This is a genomic window from Flavobacterium calami, assembly GCF_038290035.1.
Taxonomy (GTDB): domain Bacteria; phylum Bacteroidota; class Bacteroidia; order Flavobacteriales; family Flavobacteriaceae; genus Flavobacterium; species Flavobacterium calami.
The window spans coordinates 216,226-236,763 of the sequence record NZ_JBBYHS010000007.1; the positions used below are offsets into that span (position 1 = coordinate 216,226).

Below are 20,538 nucleotides of genomic sequence, written 5' to 3' on the forward strand. Positions count from 1 at the left end.
ACTTTCTCTACTGATGGCTAAAGATAATAATCCAAATCCGAGTAAATTTAAATTAAGTCCCTGGTTAATATACACCGCAATACTTTTGGTTTTTTTATTTATAAGTTTTGCAACTGGAGGTTCTAACTTAAGCGAACCTGCACAGCTTAAATCATCTGACATAGACAATATGTTGGCCAAAGGGCAAATTAAAAATGTTATTATTTTTAACAATAAAGACGCTGAAATCTACTTAACAGAAGCAGCTCTGAAAGACCCTTCAAATAAAAAAGTTGCCAAAGATATGTTTGACAGACTTAATAAAGGTCCTCATTACACAACTAAATTTGGTGACCTTAAGTCTTTTCAGGAAAAATTAGACAAAGCCAAAGCTGAAAAAAAATTAGTTGATTATGATTTTAAGGAAGCTAACAACTGGAGCGATATTTTTGTCAGCCTTCTTCCTATTATTATCATCATAGGAGTCTGGATTTTCATCATGCGAAAAATGTCCGGTGGCGGAGCTGGCGGAGGTGGTCAGATTTTTAATATTGGAAAATCGAAAGCTAAACTTTTTGACGAAAAAACGGACATCAAAACAACATTTAAAGATGTTGCAGGTTTAGAAGGCGCAAAAGAGGAAATTCAGGAAATTGTTGAATTTCTTAAAAACCCTGAAAAATACACTAATCTTGGAGGTAAAATACCTAAAGGTGCTTTACTTGTTGGCCCTCCAGGAACTGGTAAAACTTTATTAGCAAAGGCCGTTGCCGGAGAAGCACAGGTACCTTTCTTTTCACTGTCAGGTTCTGACTTCGTAGAAATGTTTGTTGGTGTTGGTGCTTCTAGAGTACGTGACTTATTCAAACAGGCAAAAGAAAAATCCCCTGCTATTATTTTTATTGATGAAATTGACGCAGTTGGTAGAGCGAGAGGAAAAAGCAATATGTCTGGCGGAAATGACGAACGCGAAAATACACTGAACCAATTACTAACTGAAATGGATGGTTTTGGTACAAACTCAAATGTAATCGTTTTAGCTGCAACCAACAGAGCTGACGTTCTTGATAAAGCGTTAATGCGTGCCGGCCGTTTTGACCGACAAATTTTTGTTGACTTGCCGGACATTCGTGAAAGAGCAGAAATTTTTGCTGTACACCTTGCTCCTATCAAAAAAGTTGAAGGTCTTGACTTAGATTTTTTAGCAAAACAAACTCCTGGATTCTCAGGAGCTGACATAGCAAATGTTTGTAATGAAGCAGCTTTAATTGCTGCCCGTAATAATAAAGCTGCAGTAGACAGACAAGATTTTTTAGACGCTGTTGACAGAATTATTGGTGGTCTTGAAAAGAAAAACAAAATCATCACCCCTGAAGAAAAAAGAGCAATTGCAATTCACGAAGCAGGTCATGCAACTGTAAGCTGGATGCTTGAACATGCCGCACCTCTTATCAAAGTAACTATAGTTCCTCGTGGACAAAGTTTAGGCGCTGCTTGGTACTTACCAGAAGAAAGACAAATCGTAAGAACAGATCAAATGTTAGACGAGATGTGTGCTACTATGGGCGGAAGAGCTGCAGAAAAAGTGACTTTTAACAGAATTTCGACCGGTGCGTTAAGCGATTTAGAAAAAGTAACACGCCAGGCAAGAGCCATGGTAACAATTTATGGATTGAATGATAAAATCGGAAACGTTACTTATTATGACTCAAGCGGACAAAGCGAATACAGTTTCTCAAAACCATATTCTGACGAAACTGCAAAAATTATTGATGCAGAAATATCAGAATTAATTGAAGGCCAATACCAAAGAGCTATTCAAATATTAGAAGAAAACAAAGACAAACTAAATCAACTTGCCGATATATTGATTGAAAAAGAAGTTATTTTTAAAGATGATCTGGAAAACATCTTTGGAAAACGCTCTTTTGATAAAAATTTAGGAGAAGTAGTTTCGTAAAACTTCAGCAAAATATTTAATATTTTTTAAAATCTTAATTCAAAAGCCTCTTTTGAATTAAGATTTTTTTATCTTTGAACGTTTTCAATTAACATGTAAAGTATTTCATATATAATGAGTTTTTTCAAAAAAATATTTGGCTCAGCCAATGCTTCATCTGACGAAGAAAACGAAAGCGAGTACGCAAACAAACCTGCTCCTAATAGTCATTTATCCATAGATGAACAATTCATTTTTAATTTTAAGAAAAATGGAGGAAAATTTTTGTATTGTGAAAACAGACAGGAAGTTGAAGAACAATTTGAAAATATCCTGGAAGAAAATGACTGGTTTGAAAATGAAGTATTATGTTATGAGCCGGCACTTTTCAGTTTATTAGAAGAAAACAAACTCCCTTATCATTCTCCTGCACAGCCAAAATTTCTTTTTGCCAGCTGCGAAAATTTAATTGCTGATGAAGGATCTATTTTATTTTCATCTAAACAAATAAAACAAAACAAACCTAACGAATTACCCGCTAACATTGTAATAATTGCAACAACAAGTCAAATTCTCCCAATGAAAAGCGATGGATTAAGTGCAATTAAAAGAAAATACGAGAGAGACTATCCTACGAATATTACCACGATCAAATATTTCGAAAAAGCTAAAGAGGAAGATTTTACACAATACGGAAGTGTTGCAAAAAATTTATACTTATTGCTCTTAGAAGACCTTTAAGATGAATGAAACCCTTAAGAGGAGCATTTCTGGTGCTGTTTACATTGCTTTATTACTAACTTCTATTCTGTTTTCTACCGAAAGCTTTATCATTCTTTTTGGCATTTTTCTAATTATTGCTATTTATGAATTTTGTAGTCTGGTAAACTTAAATAAAATATTTTCAATTCTTTTTGGAACTATTTTGTATTCAGGTATTATACTAGTAAGTCATTATAATAAAGAAACAACTGCATTCTTAGAAAACTCCTTTAATTCAGAAATAAATCTCAATACCAATATACAGCAACTTGACTTAATACTCCTCGCTGTTACTATTGTCATATCTGTTAAATGTGTTTTGTTTTTATTTTACGACAGTGTTCAGAAAGTCAGTATTTCATCAAAATATTTATATTTACTGGGTTATATTACACTCCCTTTTGTATTCATTATTAAAATTTCTTTTGGCACCAATGACTACAATCCAAAAATCATTACCGGATTATTCATTTTAATCTGGACCAATGACACATTTGCTTATTTAGTTGGAAAATCAATTGGAAAACATAAATTATTTGAACGTATTTCGCCTAAAAAAACCATTGAAGGTTTTCTAGGAGGGGTTGTTTTCGCAGCTTTTGCAGGTTTCTTAATTTCAAAATTATACATTCAGCCCAATCCTGATTTCAGCAGCAGGTCTATTTTAATTTGGACAATTATTGCTTTAATTGCCAGCGTTTTTGGAACAATTGGTGACCTTATTGAGTCTAAGTTTAAAAGAATTGCAGGAGTAAAAGACAGCGGGGCAATAATGCCAGGACACGGAGGTATTTTAGATCGATTAGATAGTGTTATATTTGTAGCACCAGTTATATTTTTATTTTATCAAATTTTATATTATGTTTCATAAAGAAGGAGGCCCATCCATTTTATTAGGTACCGTATTTGCGGTTGCTGTACTTTTAATTGCTGAAAGATTTATTGGTATCAATTGGCTGAGAACACTTGTTCAGTTAGCTGGTTTACTTGTATTGATTATCATTTTGCAATTTTTTAGAAATCCTAAAAGAATTGCAATCAGAAATAGTGACCAAATCCTTGCTCCTGTAGATGGAAAAGTTGTGGTTATTGAAGAAGTTTATGAAGGAGAATTTTTTAAAGACAAGCGTTTACAGGTTTCTATTTTTATGTCTCCTATAAACGTACACGTAACACGCTATGCAATGGATGGTATTATAAAATTCAGTAAATATCATCCTGGAAAATTTTTAGTTGCCTGGCATCCAAAAGCAAGTGAAGAAAACGAAAGAACGACTGTGGTAATTGAAAACGAAACTTTCGGACAGATACTTTACAGACAAATTGCCGGTGCATTGGCGCGTCGAATTGTAAATTATGCTCAGGAAGGAATGCAGGTTGTTCAGGGAACTGATGCTGGCTTTATTAAATTTGGCTCGAGAGTAGATTTATTTTTACCTTTAGGTACTCCAATTAATGTAAGCTTAGGCGAAAAAGCTATTGGAGGCAAAACAATTATCGCTACAAAAGCTTAATGACAAAAAAAGATTTAGATATTCGTTTTTCTGAGGCCGTAGAAACTGCTATGAAAATGACTCAGGCCTCTTTGCCGCAAGATGTGCAGTTAAGACTTTATGCCTACTATAAACAGGCTACATTTGGAACTGCAGTATACAATCAATCTGAAAACTTTGGTTTGCGCGATGCATTTAAAACAAATGCGTGGATGCAAATCAGCCATATATCCATTGAAGAGGCAAAAGAGAATTATATTGAAATAATCAATTCACTAACATCAAAATAATTAAATTATGAAACAAAACATCATCTGTTTTTCTTTCACAGCTTCGTTACTGATGTTATTTTCCTGTAATGACAATAAGCTAACCGAAGTTGTTGAAGTTCCTTTACCTACAAAGGAAGAAAAAATTATAATTGGCACTCCTGCCGATGTAAAAGCTGAAGAAGGTTCATTTGCACTGACAAAATTACCTTTTGGCTACGATGCTTTAGCTCCTGCAATACGCTCATTGACTTTAGAAACTCATTATTCTAAACATTATTTAACGTATACAAATAATTTAAATAAAGAAATTGTATCAACCGAATTTGAAAATGCTCCTATTGAAGATATTCTAAAAAAAATGGATATGAACAATGCGAAACTTCGTCAAAACGCAGGTGGTTATTACAATCACACTCTTTATTTTGATATTTTAACACCAAAAGAACAGACTCCAAAAGATACTTTGGCAGGTTCAATCAATAAAGAATTTGGATCTTTCAACAACCTTACTACTCAATTTAAAAATGAAGCGACTAAACAATTCGGTTCAGGGTGGGTTTGGCTGGTTGTTGACAAGGCTGGAAAATTACAAATTACAACTACCGAAAATCAGGATAATCCTTTAATGAGAAATGCTTTGATTCCAGGAACTCCAATTTTAGGAATTGATTTATGGGAACATGCCTATTATCTGGATTATCAGAATAGAAAAGGAAGTTATATTGATGCTTTTTACAAATTAATCAATTGGGAGAAAGTAAACGAAAATTACAAAGCGGCCCTGTCCAAGGTTAAAAAATATTAAAAAAAAATATTAAAAAAAAAAATATGAAATAAAAAAAGTTTGATGATCTCATCAAACTTTTTTTATTTCATACAATCCAGATATTTAATTCTTAAATACCTGCAATTGCTTTTATTTCATCAATTATTCTAAGTGCCAAAATATCTGCTTTTTCCTGAGAAGGAGCTTCTGTATAAATACGAATAATAGGCTCTGTATTTGATTTTCTCAGATGAACCCATTCTGTTGCGAAATCAATTTTAACTCCATCTATTGTTGAAATGTCTTCATTTTTATATTTATCAGTCATCGCTACTAAAATTGCATCAACATCAATTTGCGGTGTCAGTTCAATTTTATTTTTACTCATGTAATACTCCGGATAAGAGGCACGTAAAGCAGAAACCGATATCTTTTTATTTGCCAAATGTGTCAAAAACAAAGCAACTCCTACCAAACTGTCTCTCCCATAATGCAATTCAGGATAGATAATTCCACCGTTACCTTCACCTCCTATAACAGCATTATTTTTTTTCATCAATTCTACCACATTCACCTCTCCTACTGCACTTGCTTCGTAGCTTCCACCTTGATTTTGAGTTACATCTCTTAAGGCACGGGAAGAAGACATATTAGAAACAGTATTTCCCGGAGTTTTGCTCAAAACATAATCAGCACAGGCGACCAAAGTATATTCTTCTCCAAACATTTCACCATCTTCACTTATAAAAGCCAGACGATCAACATCGGGATCTACAACAATACCTAAATGAGCCTTTTCTTTTACAACTAATTCAGAAATATCAGTCAAATGTTCTTTTAATGGTTCCGGGTTATGAGGAAAATGTCCGTTTGGTTCACAATATAATTTTACCACTTCAACCCCCATTTGTTCTAATAGTTTCGGTATAACGATTCCGCCAGACGAATTTACTCCATCTACCACTACTTTAAATTTAGCCGCTTTTACTGCTTCAATGTCTACTAATGGTAAATTCAACACTTCGTCAATATGAATATCCATATAAGCGTCGTTCGGCGTGATTTCTCCTAAACTATCAACATCAGAGAAATCGAAAGCTTCAGCTTCAGCAATTTCAAGAATTTTCGCACCATCAGCACCGCTTAAGAATTCACCTTTTGCATTTAATAATTTTAAAGCATTCCACTGTTTTGGATTATGAGAAGCTGTCAGAATTATTCCGCCGTCAGCTTTTTCTAAAGGAACTGCCACTTCTACTGTTGGCGTCGTTGAAAGTCCAAGATCAATTACATTAATTCCTAAACCTATTAGAGTATTCACTACCAAATTATGAATCATTGGTCCTGAAATTCGGGCATCACGGCCAATTACAACCGTTAGTTTTTCTTTTTGAATATTATTTTTCAGGAAAGTTCCGTAAGCCGATGCAAATTTCACAGCATCAACAGGAGTCAGGTTATCTCCTACTTTTCCACCGATTGTTCCTCGTATACCTGAAATCGATTTTATTAAAGTCATTTGTATGAGTTATGGTTATTTAACTACAAATATAGAAAAGTTGCCGGGTTACTTAGTGACTAAGTTCTTAAGATTTTGAAATAATCTCTAAACATTAAGTTTAATACAACCTACGTTTTATAACAAAATGATTTAAAAAAGTTTTTATACATTTACTAAAGCAACCTGATCCATTACCACTTTACAGGATCGTAATAATTCCAAAAAACAATGAACTTCTTAGCCCATATATATCTTTCCGGTGAAAATGATTTAATTAAAATTGGCAATTTTATGGCCGACGGAATCCGTGGAAAACAATTTGAGCATTTTCCTGTCGATGTACAAAAAGGAATACTTTTACATCGTTTTATCGATACTTATACTGACTCTCATGACATCTTCAGACAAAGCACAAAACGTTTACACGAAAAATACCATCATTACGCCGGTGTTATTGTAGACATTATCTATGATCATTTTTTAGCAAAAAACTGGACCAAATACTCAGATGAAAAACTCGAAAATTTCATCCACAGATTTTACAGGTCACTTCATGAAAATTATTCTATTTTGACTGAAAAAACGCAAGATCTCATGCCATATATGATTGAAAGAAACTGGCTTTTGAGTTATCAGACAATTGAAGGAATTCATCAAATTTTGACTCAAATGGACAAAAGATCTAAAAACATATCCAAAATGCAGTTCGCAAGTGAGGATTTAAAAGAATTTTACACCGAATTTGAACAGGAATTTACTCTCTTTTTCGAAGACATACAATTGCAATCCAGAAAAAAACTATTTACCTTATAAAAATCAAACTGAGCCGTAAATAGTTATAAAAAAATCCCTTGCTAATGAAAAATCAGATTGTATTAAGTACTTTCAACCAATAATTTTGAAAGTGGCACCTCTTTTAGAAAAAAAATGGATTTTAAATTTTATACAGTTTCGTAAAAGAAAATTATACAATTTGATTTGTATAAACTAAATTTGTAACATCCCTTAATTTTCACAACAGCATGCTTAAAAAATATTTTAGAAAACTAGAAAGTATTATTGCCCTGGCGAAGTCCTTAATGACTCCAAAGCAATTTATATTTTTATCAAGTGTTCTAATTGGTATTTCATGCTCTTTGGCTGTAATTGTCTTAAAAACTTTTGCACACAGTGTATTTTCTTTTGCTACCTATATCAGCGGAATTTTAAAATGGAGTTTAATTCCCAGTATTCTTCCTATCGTTGGTATTTTACTTACTGTTTTTGTGGTAAACAAAATACTGAACGGCAGTATTGAAAAAGGAACTTCACAAATTTTGTATGCGGTTGCAAAAAAAGCCGGAATAATTCCGAAAAAGCAAATGTATGCGCAAATCATAACCAGCTCCTTAACAGTTGGCTTAGGAGGTTCTGCAGGTCTTGAAAGTCCTATTGTGATTACCGGAGCTGCCTTTGGATCAAATTTTGCGCAAAACTATAAATTAGCATATAAAGACAGAACACTCCTTATTGGGTGTGGAGTTGCAGCCGGTATCGCAGCAGCTTTTAATGCTCCAATTGCCGGAGTTCTTTTTGCAATTGAAGTTTTATTAGTTGATGTGAGTATTTCTGCCTTTACTCCTATCATGATATCTGCTGCAACAGGGGCTTTGGTTTCTGCGATTGTATTAGACGAAAGTATTCTGCTATCTTTCAAAAAACAAGAAGTTTTTGATTACCACAACATTCCTTTTTATGTGCTTTTGGGAATATTAACAGGGTTTATGGCGGTCTATTATGCACGAAATTTTCAAAGGGTCGAACATTATTTTTCGAGATTAAAAATGAATGCCTATAAAAAGGCTTTATTGGGTTCGTCACTTTTAGCATTACTCATTTTTATTTTTCCTACTCTTTTTGGTGAGGGTTACGAAAGCATTAAAACCTTATCAGAAACTGATCCCGGAAAATTACTGGATAATACTCTCTTTGAAAGTTTTAGGAACAATCAATTGGTTTTGCTTCTTTTTATAGGACTTACAATGATGCTGAAAGTCTTTGCATCCGGATTGACTATAGGAAGTGGTGGAAATGGTGGGAATTTTGCTCCATCCTTATTTCTAGGATCCTATTTGGGCTATTTTTTTTCAAAATCCATCAGTTTAACAGGTTTATCAAAACTCCCGATTACAAATTTTACAATGGTAGGAATGGCAGGTATTTTGAGCGGATTATTTCATGCTCCCCTGACAGCAATGTTCTTAATTGCCGAAATTACAGGAGGTTATAGTTTAATGATTCCGTTAATGATTGTTTCTTCTATAAGTTTCGCAATTTCGAAGCGTTTTGAAAGATATTCACTTGACGTAAAAAATCTTGCTAAAAAAGGACATGCTTTTACCAGCAATAAAGACTCCAATATTTTATCTACTCTGGATATTGATTCTATTATTCAATGCGATTATTTAACCGTTCATCCGGATGAAAATTTAAGCAAATTAGTCGACCTTATTTCACATTCTAATCAGGTTGTTTTTGCTGTTGTGAGTAATGAAAAAGAACTTGTGGGAATGGTGCATTTTAATGATATCAGAGAAATTATTTTCAACTCCTACCGCGTAAAATACACTTTGATTAAGGATGTAATGAAAACCCCTCCGGCTACTATTTCATCCTATGACAGTATGGAAATTGTTATGACTAAGTTTGAAAAAACCAAGTCTGCTTTTCTTCCGGTTATTAGAAATGACAAATACTACGGTTTCATTTCCAAATCTATAGCGCTTGAGGCCTACAGAATGAAATTGCGTTCTATGACGATTGAATAATTTTATCAGTAGAGGATAAAATTAATTCACACTACCGCTTTTTGTCACTTTTTATAACATAAACTTTTGCTATCGGGCACTAAAAGAACAAATCAAAGTGGTAACTTTGCGTTTTGCTCAAAATTATGCTAGATAAAGACAATACTATTGAAGTTCTTGGTGCAAGAGTTCATAATCTAAAAAACATTGATATATCTATTCCGCGTGAGAAACTGGTTGTAATTACCGGTCTATCAGGTTCGGGAAAATCGTCTTTGGCTTTTGACACGATTTATGCTGAAGGCCAGCGCCGTTATGTTGAAACATTTTCGGCTTATGCCAGACAATTCCTTGGAGGCTTAGAACGTCCTGATGTAGATAAAATTGACGGACTTTCGCCCGTAATTGCAATTGAACAAAAAACAACCAGTAAAAGTCCGCGTTCAACCGTTGGAACCATTACTGAGATATACGATTTTCTTAGGCTTTTGTACGCACGTGGTGCTGACGCATACAGTTATAACACTGGTGAAAAAATGGTTTCTTATTCTGATGAGCAGATTAAGGATTTGATTATTCAGGATTACAACGGAAAACGTATCAATATTTTGGCTCCCGTTATTAAAGCCAGAAAAGGTCACTATGCCGAATTATTCCAACAAATTACCAAACAAGGTTTTTTGAAAGTTCGCGTAAATGGCGACGTTCAGGATTTAACTGCCGGAATGAAATTAGATCGTTACAAAACACATGATATCGAGATTGTTGTAGACAGAATGGTGATTGAAGATAATCCCGATACGCAAAAAAGATTATCTGAAAGTATCAATACCGCCATGCATCACGGTGAAGATGTTTTAATGATTCTAGATCAGGATTCTAATGAAGTTCGTTATTTCAGCCGAAATTTGATGTGTCCTTCAACCGGAATTTCGTATCAAAATCCAGAACCGAATTTATTTTCGTTTAACTCTCCAAAAGGAGCCTGTCCACATTGTAACGGATTAGGAACTGTAAACGAAATCAACGTAAAAAAGATTATTCCAAACTCTAAATTATCTATAAAAGCTGGTGGTTTTGCTCCACTTGGCGAATACAAATCTTCCTGGATTTTCAAACAATTGGAAACCATTGGAGAAAAATTCGGATTTAAAATCACTGATCCGATTGAAAAAATTCCGGAAGAAGCCATGCAAATGATTTTGTATGGAGGAAATGATAAATTCAGTATCAGCTCAAAAGATCTTGGCGTTACAAGAGAGTATAAGATTGATTTTGAAGGAATTTCTAATTTCATCAAAAATCAATACGACGAAAGTGCCACGACCAGCATAAAACGCTGGGCAAAAGATTTTATGGACGAAATTAATTGTCCTGTTTGCGATGGCTCTCGTCTTAAAAAAGAAGCTTTATTTTTTAGAGTAAATGAAAAAAACATCACCGAATTGTGTGATATGGATATTTCAGATTTGACGGCATGGTTCTTAGATTTAGAAAATCATCTAACTGATAAACAGCTTTTAATTGCTTCTGAAGTTGTAAAAGAAATTAAAGATCGCCTGAACTTCTTAATGAATGTTGGTTTGAATTATCTGGCTTTAAGCCGAAGTTCAAAATCACTTTCTGGTGGTGAAGCACAGCGTATTCGTCTCGCTACACAAATTGGGTCACAATTGGTAGGAGTTTTATATATTTTGGATGAGCCAAGTATTGGTCTACATCAAAGAGACAACGAAAAACTGATTCAGTCTTTGGAACAATTACGAGACATCGGAAACTCTGTTATTGTGGTGGAACACGATAAAGACATGATTGAAACTGCCGATTATGTAATTGATATTGGACCAAAAGCCGGAAAATATGGAGGAGAAATCATTAGTATTGGCACTCCTGCAGAAACTTTAAAATCAGATACTATTACCGCTCAATATTTGAATGGTAAAATGAAATTTGACATTCCGAAAGAAAGAAGAAAAGGAAACGGAAAATTCTTAAAACTGACTGGAGCAACTGGAAACAATCTAAAAAACGTTTCGATTGAAATTCCATTAGGACAATTAACCTGCGTGACAGGGGTTTCAGGAAGCGGAAAATCAACATTAATCAACGAGACGCTCTACCCTATCTTAAACGCCTATTATTTTAACGGTGTAAAAAAACCACAGCCTTACAAAAAGATTGAAGGTTTAGAGCACATTGACAAAGTAATTGATATTGACCAAAGTCCGATTGGGAGAACGCCACGTTCGAATCCGGCAACTTATACAGAGGTTTTCACCGAAATCAGAAATCTGTTTACGATGACCTCTGAAAGTATGATTCGGGGTTATAAAGCGGGTCGTTTCAGCTTTAACGTAAAAGGCGGAAGATGCGAAACCTGCGAAGGTTCAGGAGTTAGAACTATCGAAATGAACTTCTTACCAGACGTTTATGTAGAATGTGAAACCTGTCAGGGAAAACGTTTTAACAGAGAAACTTTGGAAATTAGATACAAAGGAAAATCTATCTCAGATGTTTTGGATATGACCGTTGATGAAGCGGTTCCTTTCTTCGAAAACATTCCGAAGATTTACAGAAAAATCAAAACGATTCAGGATGTTGGTTTAGGATATATTACACTTGGGCAGCAAAGTACTACACTTTCTGGTGGTGAAGCACAGCGTATCAAACTAGCCGGAGAATTGTCTAAAAAAGATACTGGAAATACGTTTTATATCTTAGACGAACCTACAACCGGATTACACTTTGAAGACATTCGTGTTTTAATGGAAGTAATCAATAAACTAGTTGACAAAGGAAACACGATTCTGGTTATCGAACATAACATGGACGTGATTAAGCTTGCTGACTATATTATTGACATTGGTCCGGAAGGCGGAAAAGGCGGCGGACAATTGGTTGCCAAAGGAACTCCTGAAGAAGTCGCTCAAAACAAAAAAAGTTACACGGCTAAATTTTTGAAAAAGGAATTGATTTAAAAACCATATATAAATAAAAAACGGTAGCAGATTCAAATTTGCTACCGTTTTTTTTTATCAGTCAATTTTTTTTATAAAATGATTTAAAAATTTACTGTTGCATATAATGTGTTTTTGGTTAGGATTTTATTCCCAAATCATTTTCATCAAAACAAAGTTCAATATATGAAATCAGCTTTAAATTTTGCTAAAACTCCAATTTCTTAAAACTACTTTTTTGTAATGTGTTTTTTTTACAATATCATAACCGATTCCAAAAAGAATCAATGTGATACTTACCAGTGGTGAACTTACCATAACAGCCATTCCTGTTTGTCCATCGCTTTCACAATTATAGAGAGTTCCTATTTGAAAAATATAATATGGAATTTGCAATACATAAAATTGCAGCAACAAGAAAACTCCAAAAAATAAAATTCCCATCTTTTGAATAATTATCGATTTTATTTTAAAGCGAAAAAAATAAAAAAGAATTGCGATTACTATTGATATAGCTATGTAGATTGCACAAGTCCAAACTACTTCACTGTTACATTTATTCGCAGAATTTTGGTCAACAACATATTTTTTTACAAATCGATAAACGGTTCTGGATTTTGTCGCCTCAATTTGTAATACTGGAAAAAATAAAGCCGTTGGAACAGTAAGTACACATATAATTAATGACAGAAAAGTTCCTGACAGGTTTTTCATTTAGTTTAGGTTGCGTTTTTAATACATCTTTCTTGTTCTACAGTTTAAGACTAAAATGAGCTCCATTCAATTTTACAGACCCAAATTAGGCAATACAAAAGATTTAGTATTAGAATGTAACCTTATCCATAACCCCGGATTTGCATTTAATTGCTGTAAAGCTTCGTCTTTATCTGAACTTAGAGATGTATTAAGCACATTTGCATAAGTTCGAATTTTAGCAGGAGCAGAATCGGCATCTACTACAGACTGGACAATCTTTTTAGCTTGCAATATAGCAGCTGGTCCTAAAGTGAGAATATACTCAGCAGATCTACATTCCTTTTCATCATTTTCATTTACAAGGCTTCCACCTGCTTTAAATTTACTAATGTGGTGTTCCAGAATACTGTTGGATATTGGAATTATCCCTGCAATATGATGACTTTTCGCTCCGGAGAAAGGTTTAATGTACGCAAGATGTGATGCCTGATTTTCTTCCGGACCGTGACCAATAAAAAATATATCTAAACCTCCTAATTCTTCTAATTTAGTCAAATACTCTATAAGTGCGGACTCCAGATCTTTTGTATCTGTTCGCATTGGTGTAAAGCTTTTTATTTTTTTGAAAAAAGCATCCCCTAAAATACGCTCAAAATCCCTGACAAAACTAAAACCATTATTCATGCTCAAAGGAGCAAGTGCATCCTGAGTAAACACATTCAGCCTCGCTAACAGCTCATCCTGTTCTGTTGATTTAGCTAACTCCCCCAGCAAGCGGTGTAGCTCCTGAGCCCCTCTCCCACCAAGAAGCGCAATATTAATATCACCTTCTTTTGATGCTGCAGTACTGCAAAGTTCATTTAACATTGCCTGACCAACTTCAGCTTCACTGCTAAGGACAGTAGGTATTGCGCCATAATCAGTAAGATTAAATTTCTGGTTGTTCTTTTTAGACAACCATACATTATTGTTGTCTTCATCTCTTGTGAATTGTGAATTTTGCGGATTCATTATACTTATTGTATTTATTCTAATTTATTAACTGTTAACTGTGATTTTTATTTTATTGACATTGACACTACATCACTCTGCTACATTGGTTTTGGTGCTAAATTGAACCCATTCTTCGATTAAGGAAGCTTAAACCATGTTTTTTGCACTACCTTCAAAGATACAAACAAACTTTAAATTAAATCCAAATCTGTGTTGACATCAACCTTTATCTTTTCAAGGTAAAATGCCCTCGATATTCTTTACCATTTTCTCTCGTAACGACAAACCAATAATCACTTGAAGGAAGTTCATGACCATTGTATTTCCCATCCCATGAATTAACGTTGTTTAATGTTTTTAATAGTTTTCCATAACGATCAAAAATATTTACATTTAGCTTAGGTTCAGTATATGAAAATTTAATTGCCCATGTATCATTATATCCATCACTATTTGGAGTAAAAAACTTAGGGTACATTAGTAAGAATATTTCGTCTTCAGTAACTCCACATCCATTTTTATCACGAGCATAAACTGTATAAACGCCACTAATTAAACCCGAAAAAACATTACTATCCTGATAGTTAATTCCATCAATTGAAAATTCATAATTTCCATAGCTGTTTGAACTTGTATTTACAGTTATTATATTTTCGTTATCCGTCCAATCCCGGGTTTCGATATTTGTGATTGTAGCAGCATTTGACAGAACAACAGTGAAGTTTTTTGTAGATGAACAAATTGTAGTTCCGTAGTTTTTAGTAACTGTTACCGAATAATTACCAGCTTGTGATACGGTAATGCTTTGTGAAGTAGAACCCGTTGACCACATGTAACTATCAAAACCTAAACCAGCATTAATAATTATATTTTTATTTTCACAAATTGACACTACGTCGTTAATAGGGATAATCGGACTGCTTAGTAATAAAGTATTTAGTTTAACAATTTGATAGCATCCATTTGTTGAAGTAATTCTAACAAATATAGTATAATTACGAGTCGTTAAATTATAATTTGATACAGTAGAAATTAGATTAGTGATTGTTTGATTTGTCGCACCCGAGAGAGAAGAATAGTATTCGAAAGTAAAATTTGATGGATTTGAAATTAAGTTTATGTTGTAATTTGACAGATCTATTACTTCCAAACCATCGTTTAAATTATCACAAATTGTTTCAGAATAGTCATTTGCATTCAGATTAGTAATTAAATTTACAGTAATAGCTAAACGATTAATACTTTCGCAGTTATTTATGATTTGAGAAACGTAATAAGTTGTACCATTTACTAATAAAGTTGTATTTGGAATTGTACTGATGTCTGAATTTGTATTATACCAATTCAAATTAGTACCATTCACAACAATGTCATTTAGCGTTGGATTTTGAGTAGAACAAAAAGTTTGAATTGATGTACCTGTAGGTGCTGATGTATCCTGAATGTTTATTAAAACAGAAGCTCTTATACTTTCGCAATTAGTGTCTGTTTGTGAAGCAAAATAAGTCTCACCATTTACTAAATTTGTAGAACTTGGAAGTAAATTTCCGCCTATTGCGGCATCATACCATTTTATATTTTGCCCTGTTATAGCAATTGAATTTAACGTAGCATTTTGCTGAATACAAAATATTTGGGGAGAGGTCATAGTGGGTGGCGAAACAGAATTGATAGTTACGTTTACTATTGTCCTATTGCTTTCACAACCATTTACTGTTTGACAGGCGTAATAATTAGTGTTATTTTGCAAAACTGTATTTATGGATAAATTATCAGTTTCTGTAAGTGAAGAATACCATTTGATATTTTGACCTGTTACTATTAAATTTGATATAGTCGCATTTTCGTTTTCGCAAAATGTTTGATCAGTAATAATTGGATTTGCAGGAGATTGATTTATAGTAACAGTTACAGCCAGGCGTTGACTTTCCGGACAACTTCCAACTTGTTTTGAGGCATAATAAGTTTGCCCATTTACTAAAGTTACAGAATTATCTAATTGATTTAAATCAGTAGCTGAAGCATACCAATTTATAGAAGTCGAACTTGGAGACAAGTCACTTATCTTTGGATTTTGGGCAGAACAAAATGTCTGCGAGTCAGGTGCAACCGGAGCTAAGTCGTCACAGTCCCCTATTTTCAAAATAAATCCATCTAAATTAATGACATTTTGATTGAAGGAATTTAATAAATGTGAACTTATTAACGATGGATCTAAGTCGCAATTTCCAGCAAAATCTCCAGCTATAAAAACATTTTCATCTACGACTTTTAGTGCATTAGTCCGACCATTATAACAAGTTCCGTTTGTTGACGGAGAAGAGCCAATTATAAAAGCTTTAGAAAATAATCTATTTGCATCTAGTTTTAAATAAAATCCATCAGAGTAAAATGCTGTTGTTGACAATAAATAATCATTTGAAGATGGATCAAAATCAACACTATTGCTCGTAGAATAACCTCCTATATTGTTTGCATAATGACCTACTAAATGATAGTTGTTTAAATTATCAATTTCAACAGCATTAAATGTTATGTTTATATCAAATAGTTTTGAGTCAAAGTAATTACCATTTGCATCTAAAAATAATATAAAACTTTTGTCTTGAATCGTTTTTGATTGGATGGGGTCGGGATCTAAATCAACTAAATTATTATTAGCTGCAATCCCAATAATTACAAAATTATCGTTTGCATCAAGAGAAAAATTATTTATATAAGCATTCCCAATAGATTTTATCCAAATTTGATTTCCATTTGTATTATCTAACTTTAGTATGTTTACTACATGACTATTATTTAGGTTATCAAAACTGCTAAACAATAAATTAATTTTATCATTAGAGTCAATTTTTAAGTGAATATTACCTGATAATAAAAAGTTTAAATTTTTGGACCACAAAATAGCTCCACTTTGATTTAGTTTAAATACGTAATTTGAATTACCATTCGCAACAAGGTTATTTTGTGGGTTGGAGTCTAATATTACTGTGTTTTGAAACATACCAGCTACATATATATTGTCTGAGCTATCTATATCAAAAGAAGCAATTGCAATAAGTTTACCAGCATTAATATTCCCTAGATTTTGAAATTTACGCCTGTAAAGTTCATTTCCATTTGGGTCTATTTTAATTACATTTATAAAGCCATATCCATAAACCAAACTTTGATTTTTGTATAATTCTGTAATAAAAGCCAAGACATATATATTCCCTTGAGAATCGAGTTTTAAACCTAAAACACTTTCATCGTCTTTTAAAACACTGAGCGATTTTCCCCATACAAAATCTCCATTAGCATTTAATTTAGTTAAATAAATATCCTGCGGATTTGAAATCAAGGAATTTTGATTGTTAATTAATTGAACACCATTTTGTGTTGGGTCAATATCATATTGAATTGAAGATGATTTTCCTACCGTATATGAATTTCCATTATTATCTACTTCAATAAAATTTGCTGTTTCAGTTTCATCTTCAATCCCTTTAATTTGTCCTACCCATTGAAAATCTTGTGCAACTGTTTTATTTAGAAAGCAAAATAATAGGGTAATAAACAAGTATGTGTTTTTCATTAATAAAAATCAAATTTATATTTTAGTTTTTTTTAAGTTTTTTTCTAAGGTTCCTTTATTTCAGCGGGTTTGGGACTAAATTAAGCCCATTCTTCGGATTTGCCAAATCATTCCAAATACAAGACCATTTTTCCATAAGCCAAATGCCCAAATCCGTTGTAGTGGCTGTTATGGGCAGGTTATGTTCCACTCCATTTGTTTTCAGAAAAGACAAATCCTTTTATTTCATCGTTATAATTAAAAATTACGCTTAAAACTCCACCGTTAACCATATCAATATTTTTACCTTTTGCTGTCGCAAGGAAAGGAATCACATTAACAAAAAACTTTTCCTTTTTATATTGCAATGGAACGATTTTAACTAAAATAATTGAGCCTTTATTCGCTTTGATTTGTTTTAAAATTTCAGAGGAGCCGTCCAAATAGTTAATATTTACATTGTTTATTTTTTTCGGCCAATCATACCACATTACAGTTGAGTCAAACTGAACATTAATAGCAGTTGCTGAAATTTCAGGAGAATTACAATATTCCTTTAAAGCATTTAAATAGATATTCTCATCGCTTCTCACATCAGTTGTTAAGCCTTGTGATTGAGCAGTTATGGATAAAAGAATTGTCATTAAAAAGATGAATCTCATTTGTTGCAATTTAGATGTTAACTTGCCCATAACGTTCTGGCACTACAGCGGGTTTGGGATTAAATTAAGACCATTCTTCGGATTTACCAAATCATCCCAAATACAAAACCATATTTCCATTAAGCCTATTGCCCAAATCCGTTGTAGTGGCTGTTAGCAGTAGTAATTATTCTGGCAATTTGACATTTGGATATACATCTTTTGATATTTTTTCAAGTTCGTCCATTAAATTTTCGTTATTGTAAATATATTTAGTGAATTTTATTCCGTCGAGATGAATTTTGATATCATATTTTGAGCTTGCAACCCAAGAATATTGAATAGCAAATATAGCTTGCGTTTCTTTTAATTCTCCAAATTGCACATAGTTTAAATCAATACCAATTGGAAAATTATTTCTCATTGCAACAGAAACTGTGGAATCTTTAAATACCATATTTCTTTCAATAAGTTGTTCTGCGTATGCTTTGAACATTGTCAAGTGTAATTCAAAATTCGGTTGGTCAATTTCCCATTTATTTGAATTTTTAAAAAAAAGATTTTTTGGAAAATAACCTGTTGCTTGTTCTAATTTTACATCTTGGCTAAAGGGTTTTAGTTTTGCTATAGAAAGAGAATCATCAATTTCAAATTGCCATATCGGCAATTGCTTTTGATATTCTTGTTTTTGAGTAATTTTTAATTGTTCATTGGAGATTTCTACACTAACATATGTTAAGTAAATCAGATATAAACCTACAATAATACCTATAGTTTCTAATAAAGGTTTATAACTTGTACAAATAGAATTTAAATCTTTAATTAAATTCTTTAATACGAGTTTGTTTTTATTCATAAAGGCAGATAGATTCATATTTCAAATGCAATTTTTTTGACGATTGTTTAGCAAGTTAATATAGATTTTAGAAAATAAAATTAAATGCTATGTTTCTTCCTTCTCGAGAGTTTATTACTGCTAACGTTCTCGCGCTACAAGCAGTTTGGGATTAAATCAGCGTTATCTTTCGGATTGGCCAAATCTTCCAAATACAAACCAATTTTTCCATTAAGCCCAATACCCAAATTGCTTGTAGCGTGTGTTACAGGGCGGTTGTTTTGTCGAAATTACGATTATCCACAAAGTTTTCACGTTTTTTGTTGGCAAAATCCAATTTTCACGTTTCCGTTTTTCTGCTCGTAATTTCGGAGTATTATTTTCAATTATTCATTTTTTATTTTCTGCCAAAACTTTCAAGTTTCTGTTGACAGATTCCAATTTTTCACGCTTCTGCTTTTCAAGTTTCTGCTTTTTAGATTCCGACTTTCACGTTTCTGCTTTTCAAGTTTTCGTTGGCAGATTCCAATTTTCACGCTTCCGCTTTGTAAATTTTTTGCGAGTTACAAACTTTATTTCCAAATCGAAATTGCCTGCGTAATTTCGGCGCAACTGCCCTGTAACGTCTTGGTACTACAGCGGGTTTGGGACTAAATTAAGCCCATTTTTCGGATTTGCCAAATCATTCCAAATACAAAACCATTTTTCCATTAAGCCAATTGCCCAAATCCGTTGTAGTGGCTGTTAGCTGTAGTGGCTATTATGCGGTCAGTTCTTATTCACTTTATTATTTCGTCTAGATGCGCTTTAACATAGTTAATCCTTAATTCACCGTAATGATTCAATTCATAAAACCTGTCATCGAGAGTATCAAAATGAGGATTTCGGTCATGTGCATAAAGCTCTTTGTCTCTTAAATAAATTTCTTTTGATTTAATCGCAAGTTCAAGAAATTCGGTTGCCCCAAATTCACGTAATCCATCAATTGCGTCGTCAATATATTCATCTTCGTTATTCAAGTAAAATTGGTCAAAACCGCCATTGAAAACTTCATTATCAAGAATGTTAGTCGATACAACTCGCTTCTGCATTTGATTAAGAGTCTTTTCGTCAAATTTGATTGTCAACAAATAGTCAGCTACTTCAAAGTCAAAATCGTCGCCTGATAGAGTTTTAAGTTTTTCCTTTAGTTGTAATAAATTAATCTTCATATCTTGGTTTTTCTGCGGTGCCATTACAGCTAACGTTCTGGCACTACAGCGGGTTTGGGACTAAATTAAGGCCTATTTTCGGATTTGCCAAATCATCCCAAATACAAAACCATTTTCCCATTAAGCCAAATGCCCAAATCCGTTGTAGTGG

Annotated in this window: 16 protein-coding genes; 9 read left to right on the top strand and 7 right to left on the bottom strand. The window is 33.1% G+C overall.

Going from position 1 to position 20,538, the window contains the following annotated elements; all coding sequences use genetic code 11:
* Positions 1-13: 13 nt before the first annotated feature.
* The 6 genes from ftsH (at position 14) to AAEO57_RS08320 (ending at position 5,250) form a co-directional block, all read left to right on the top strand.
* Positions 14-1,939 carry an ATP-dependent zinc metalloprotease FtsH gene (gene ftsH / locus AAEO57_RS08295; protein ID WP_341691484.1) on the top strand — a complete coding sequence of 642 codons (1,926 nt, stop codon included), beginning with the start codon at positions 14-16 and terminating at the stop codon, positions 1,937-1,939.
* Between the two features lie 114 nt (positions 1,940-2,053).
* Positions 2,054-2,659 carry a lactate utilization protein B/C gene (locus AAEO57_RS08300; RefSeq protein ID WP_341691486.1) on the top strand — a complete coding sequence of 202 codons (606 nt, stop codon included), beginning with the start codon at positions 2,054-2,056 and terminating at the stop codon, positions 2,657-2,659.
* A 1-nt stretch (position 2,660) separates the two neighbouring features.
* Positions 2,661-3,551, top strand: coding sequence for a phosphatidate cytidylyltransferase (locus tag AAEO57_RS08305; RefSeq protein ID WP_341691488.1), 891 nt, complete (start codon positions 2,661-2,663; stop codon positions 3,549-3,551).
* Positions 3,541-4,194: a phosphatidylserine decarboxylase family protein gene (locus AAEO57_RS08310; RefSeq protein ID WP_341691490.1), complete on the top strand. Its 654-nt coding sequence runs from the start codon at positions 3,541-3,543 to the stop codon at positions 4,192-4,194. The genes AAEO57_RS08305 and AAEO57_RS08310 overlap by 11 nt, the downstream gene beginning before the upstream one ends.
* The gene (locus tag AAEO57_RS08315; RefSeq protein ID WP_341691492.1) at positions 4,194-4,463 is read left to right on the top strand and encodes an acyl-CoA-binding protein; all 270 of its coding nucleotides are present in this window, start codon (positions 4,194-4,196) and stop codon (positions 4,461-4,463) included. The genes AAEO57_RS08310 and AAEO57_RS08315 overlap by 1 nt, the downstream gene beginning before the upstream one ends.
* A 7-nt stretch (positions 4,464-4,470) precedes the next feature.
* Positions 4,471-5,250, top strand: a complete 780-nt coding sequence (locus tag AAEO57_RS08320) for a superoxide dismutase (protein ID WP_341691494.1) — start codon at positions 4,471-4,473, stop codon at positions 5,248-5,250.
* A gap of 91 nt (positions 5,251-5,341) precedes the next feature.
* On the opposite strand, the gene glmM is transcribed toward AAEO57_RS08320, so the two are convergent.
* The gene (gene glmM / locus AAEO57_RS08325) at positions 5,342-6,730 is read right to left on the bottom strand and encodes a phosphoglucosamine mutase (protein WP_341691496.1); all 1,389 of its coding nucleotides are present in this window, start codon (positions 6,728-6,730) and stop codon (positions 5,342-5,344) included.
* Positions 6,731-6,940: 210 nt separating this feature from the next.
* Between glmM and AAEO57_RS08330 the strand changes: the two genes are divergently transcribed.
* The 3 genes from AAEO57_RS08330 (at position 6,941) to uvrA (ending at position 12,476) form a co-directional block, all read left to right on the top strand.
* The gene (locus AAEO57_RS08330) at positions 6,941-7,525 is read left to right on the top strand and encodes an acyl carrier protein phosphodiesterase (protein ID WP_341691498.1); all 585 of its coding nucleotides are present in this window, start codon (positions 6,941-6,943) and stop codon (positions 7,523-7,525) included.
* Between the two features lie 209 nt (positions 7,526-7,734).
* Positions 7,735-9,519 (top strand): chloride channel protein, encoded by a 1,785-nt coding sequence (locus AAEO57_RS08335; RefSeq protein WP_341691500.1) that lies wholly within the window; start codon positions 7,735-7,737, stop codon positions 9,517-9,519.
* A gap of 125 nt (positions 9,520-9,644) precedes the next feature.
* Complete coding sequence (gene uvrA / locus AAEO57_RS08340) at positions 9,645-12,476, top strand: excinuclease ABC subunit UvrA (protein ID WP_341691502.1); 2,832 nt, start codon at positions 9,645-9,647, stop codon at positions 12,474-12,476.
* A 177-nt stretch (positions 12,477-12,653) separates the two neighbouring features.
* Here uvrA and AAEO57_RS08345 read toward each other — a convergent pair whose 3' ends face one another.
* The 6 genes from AAEO57_RS08345 to AAEO57_RS08370 form a co-directional block, all read right to left on the bottom strand.
* Entirely contained in the window at positions 12,654-13,169 is a 516-nt protein-coding gene (locus AAEO57_RS08345; protein ID WP_341691504.1) for a hypothetical protein, read from the bottom strand.
* Between the two features lie 72 nt (positions 13,170-13,241).
* Entirely contained in the window at positions 13,242-14,162 is a 921-nt protein-coding gene (locus AAEO57_RS08350; protein ID WP_341691506.1) for a hypothetical protein, read from the bottom strand.
* 208 nt (positions 14,163-14,370) lie between these two features.
* Entirely contained in the window at positions 14,371-17,721 is a 3,351-nt protein-coding gene (locus AAEO57_RS08355; protein ID WP_341691508.1) for a T9SS type B sorting domain-containing protein, read from the bottom strand.
* A gap of 179 nt (positions 17,722-17,900) precedes the next feature.
* Positions 17,901-18,344: a hypothetical protein gene (locus tag AAEO57_RS08360; protein WP_341691510.1), complete on the bottom strand. Its 444-nt coding sequence runs from the start codon at positions 18,342-18,344 to the stop codon at positions 17,901-17,903.
* Positions 18,345-18,528: 184 nt separating this feature from the next.
* A complete protein-coding gene (locus tag AAEO57_RS08365; protein WP_341691512.1) occupies positions 18,529-19,215 on the bottom strand; it encodes a hypothetical protein in 687 nt (228 codons plus the stop codon).
* A gap of 740 nt (positions 19,216-19,955) precedes the next feature.
* The gene (locus tag AAEO57_RS08370; RefSeq protein ID WP_341691514.1) at positions 19,956-20,411 is read right to left on the bottom strand and encodes a DMP19 family protein; all 456 of its coding nucleotides are present in this window, start codon (positions 20,409-20,411) and stop codon (positions 19,956-19,958) included.
* Positions 20,412-20,538: the final 127 nt, after the last annotated feature.

Coding starts and splice junctions, on each gene's coding strand:
- AAEO57_RS08320 (WP_341691494.1), top strand. CDS start 4,471: ATGAAACAAAACATCATCTGTTTTTCTTTCACAGCTTCGTTACTGATG.
- AAEO57_RS08300 (WP_341691486.1), top strand. CDS start 2,054: ATGAGTTTTTTCAAAAAAATATTTGGCTCAGCCAATGCTTCATCTGAC.
- AAEO57_RS08345 (WP_341691504.1), bottom strand. CDS start 13,169: ATGAAAAACCTGTCAGGAACTTTTCTGTCATTAATTATATGTGTACTT.
- AAEO57_RS08360 (WP_341691510.1), bottom strand. CDS start 18,344: ATGACAATTCTTTTATCCATAACTGCTCAATCACAAGGCTTAACAACT.
- AAEO57_RS08305 (WP_341691488.1), top strand. CDS start 2,661: ATGAATGAAACCCTTAAGAGGAGCATTTCTGGTGCTGTTTACATTGCT.
- AAEO57_RS08365 (WP_341691512.1), bottom strand. CDS start 19,215: ATGAATCTATCTGCCTTTATGAATAAAAACAAACTCGTATTAAAGAAT.
- AAEO57_RS08370 (WP_341691514.1), bottom strand. CDS start 20,411: ATGGCACCGCAGAAAAACCAAGATATGAAGATTAATTTATTACAACTA.
- AAEO57_RS08330 (WP_341691498.1), top strand. CDS start 6,941: ATGAACTTCTTAGCCCATATATATCTTTCCGGTGAAAATGATTTAATT.
- AAEO57_RS08315 (WP_341691492.1), top strand. CDS start 4,194: ATGACAAAAAAAGATTTAGATATTCGTTTTTCTGAGGCCGTAGAAACT.
- uvrA (WP_341691502.1), top strand. CDS start 9,645: ATGCTAGATAAAGACAATACTATTGAAGTTCTTGGTGCAAGAGTTCAT.
- ftsH (WP_341691484.1), top strand. CDS start 14: ATGGCTAAAGATAATAATCCAAATCCGAGTAAATTTAAATTAAGTCCC.
- glmM (WP_341691496.1), bottom strand. CDS start 6,730: ATGACTTTAATAAAATCGATTTCAGGTATACGAGGAACAATCGGTGGA.
- AAEO57_RS08355 (WP_341691508.1), bottom strand. CDS start 17,721: ATGAAAAACACATACTTGTTTATTACCCTATTATTTTGCTTTCTAAAT.
- AAEO57_RS08335 (WP_341691500.1), top strand. CDS start 7,735: ATGCTTAAAAAATATTTTAGAAAACTAGAAAGTATTATTGCCCTGGCG.
- AAEO57_RS08350 (WP_341691506.1), bottom strand. CDS start 14,162: ATGAATCCGCAAAATTCACAATTCACAAGAGATGAAGACAACAATAAT.
- AAEO57_RS08310 (WP_341691490.1), top strand. CDS start 3,541: ATGTTTCATAAAGAAGGAGGCCCATCCATTTTATTAGGTACCGTATTT.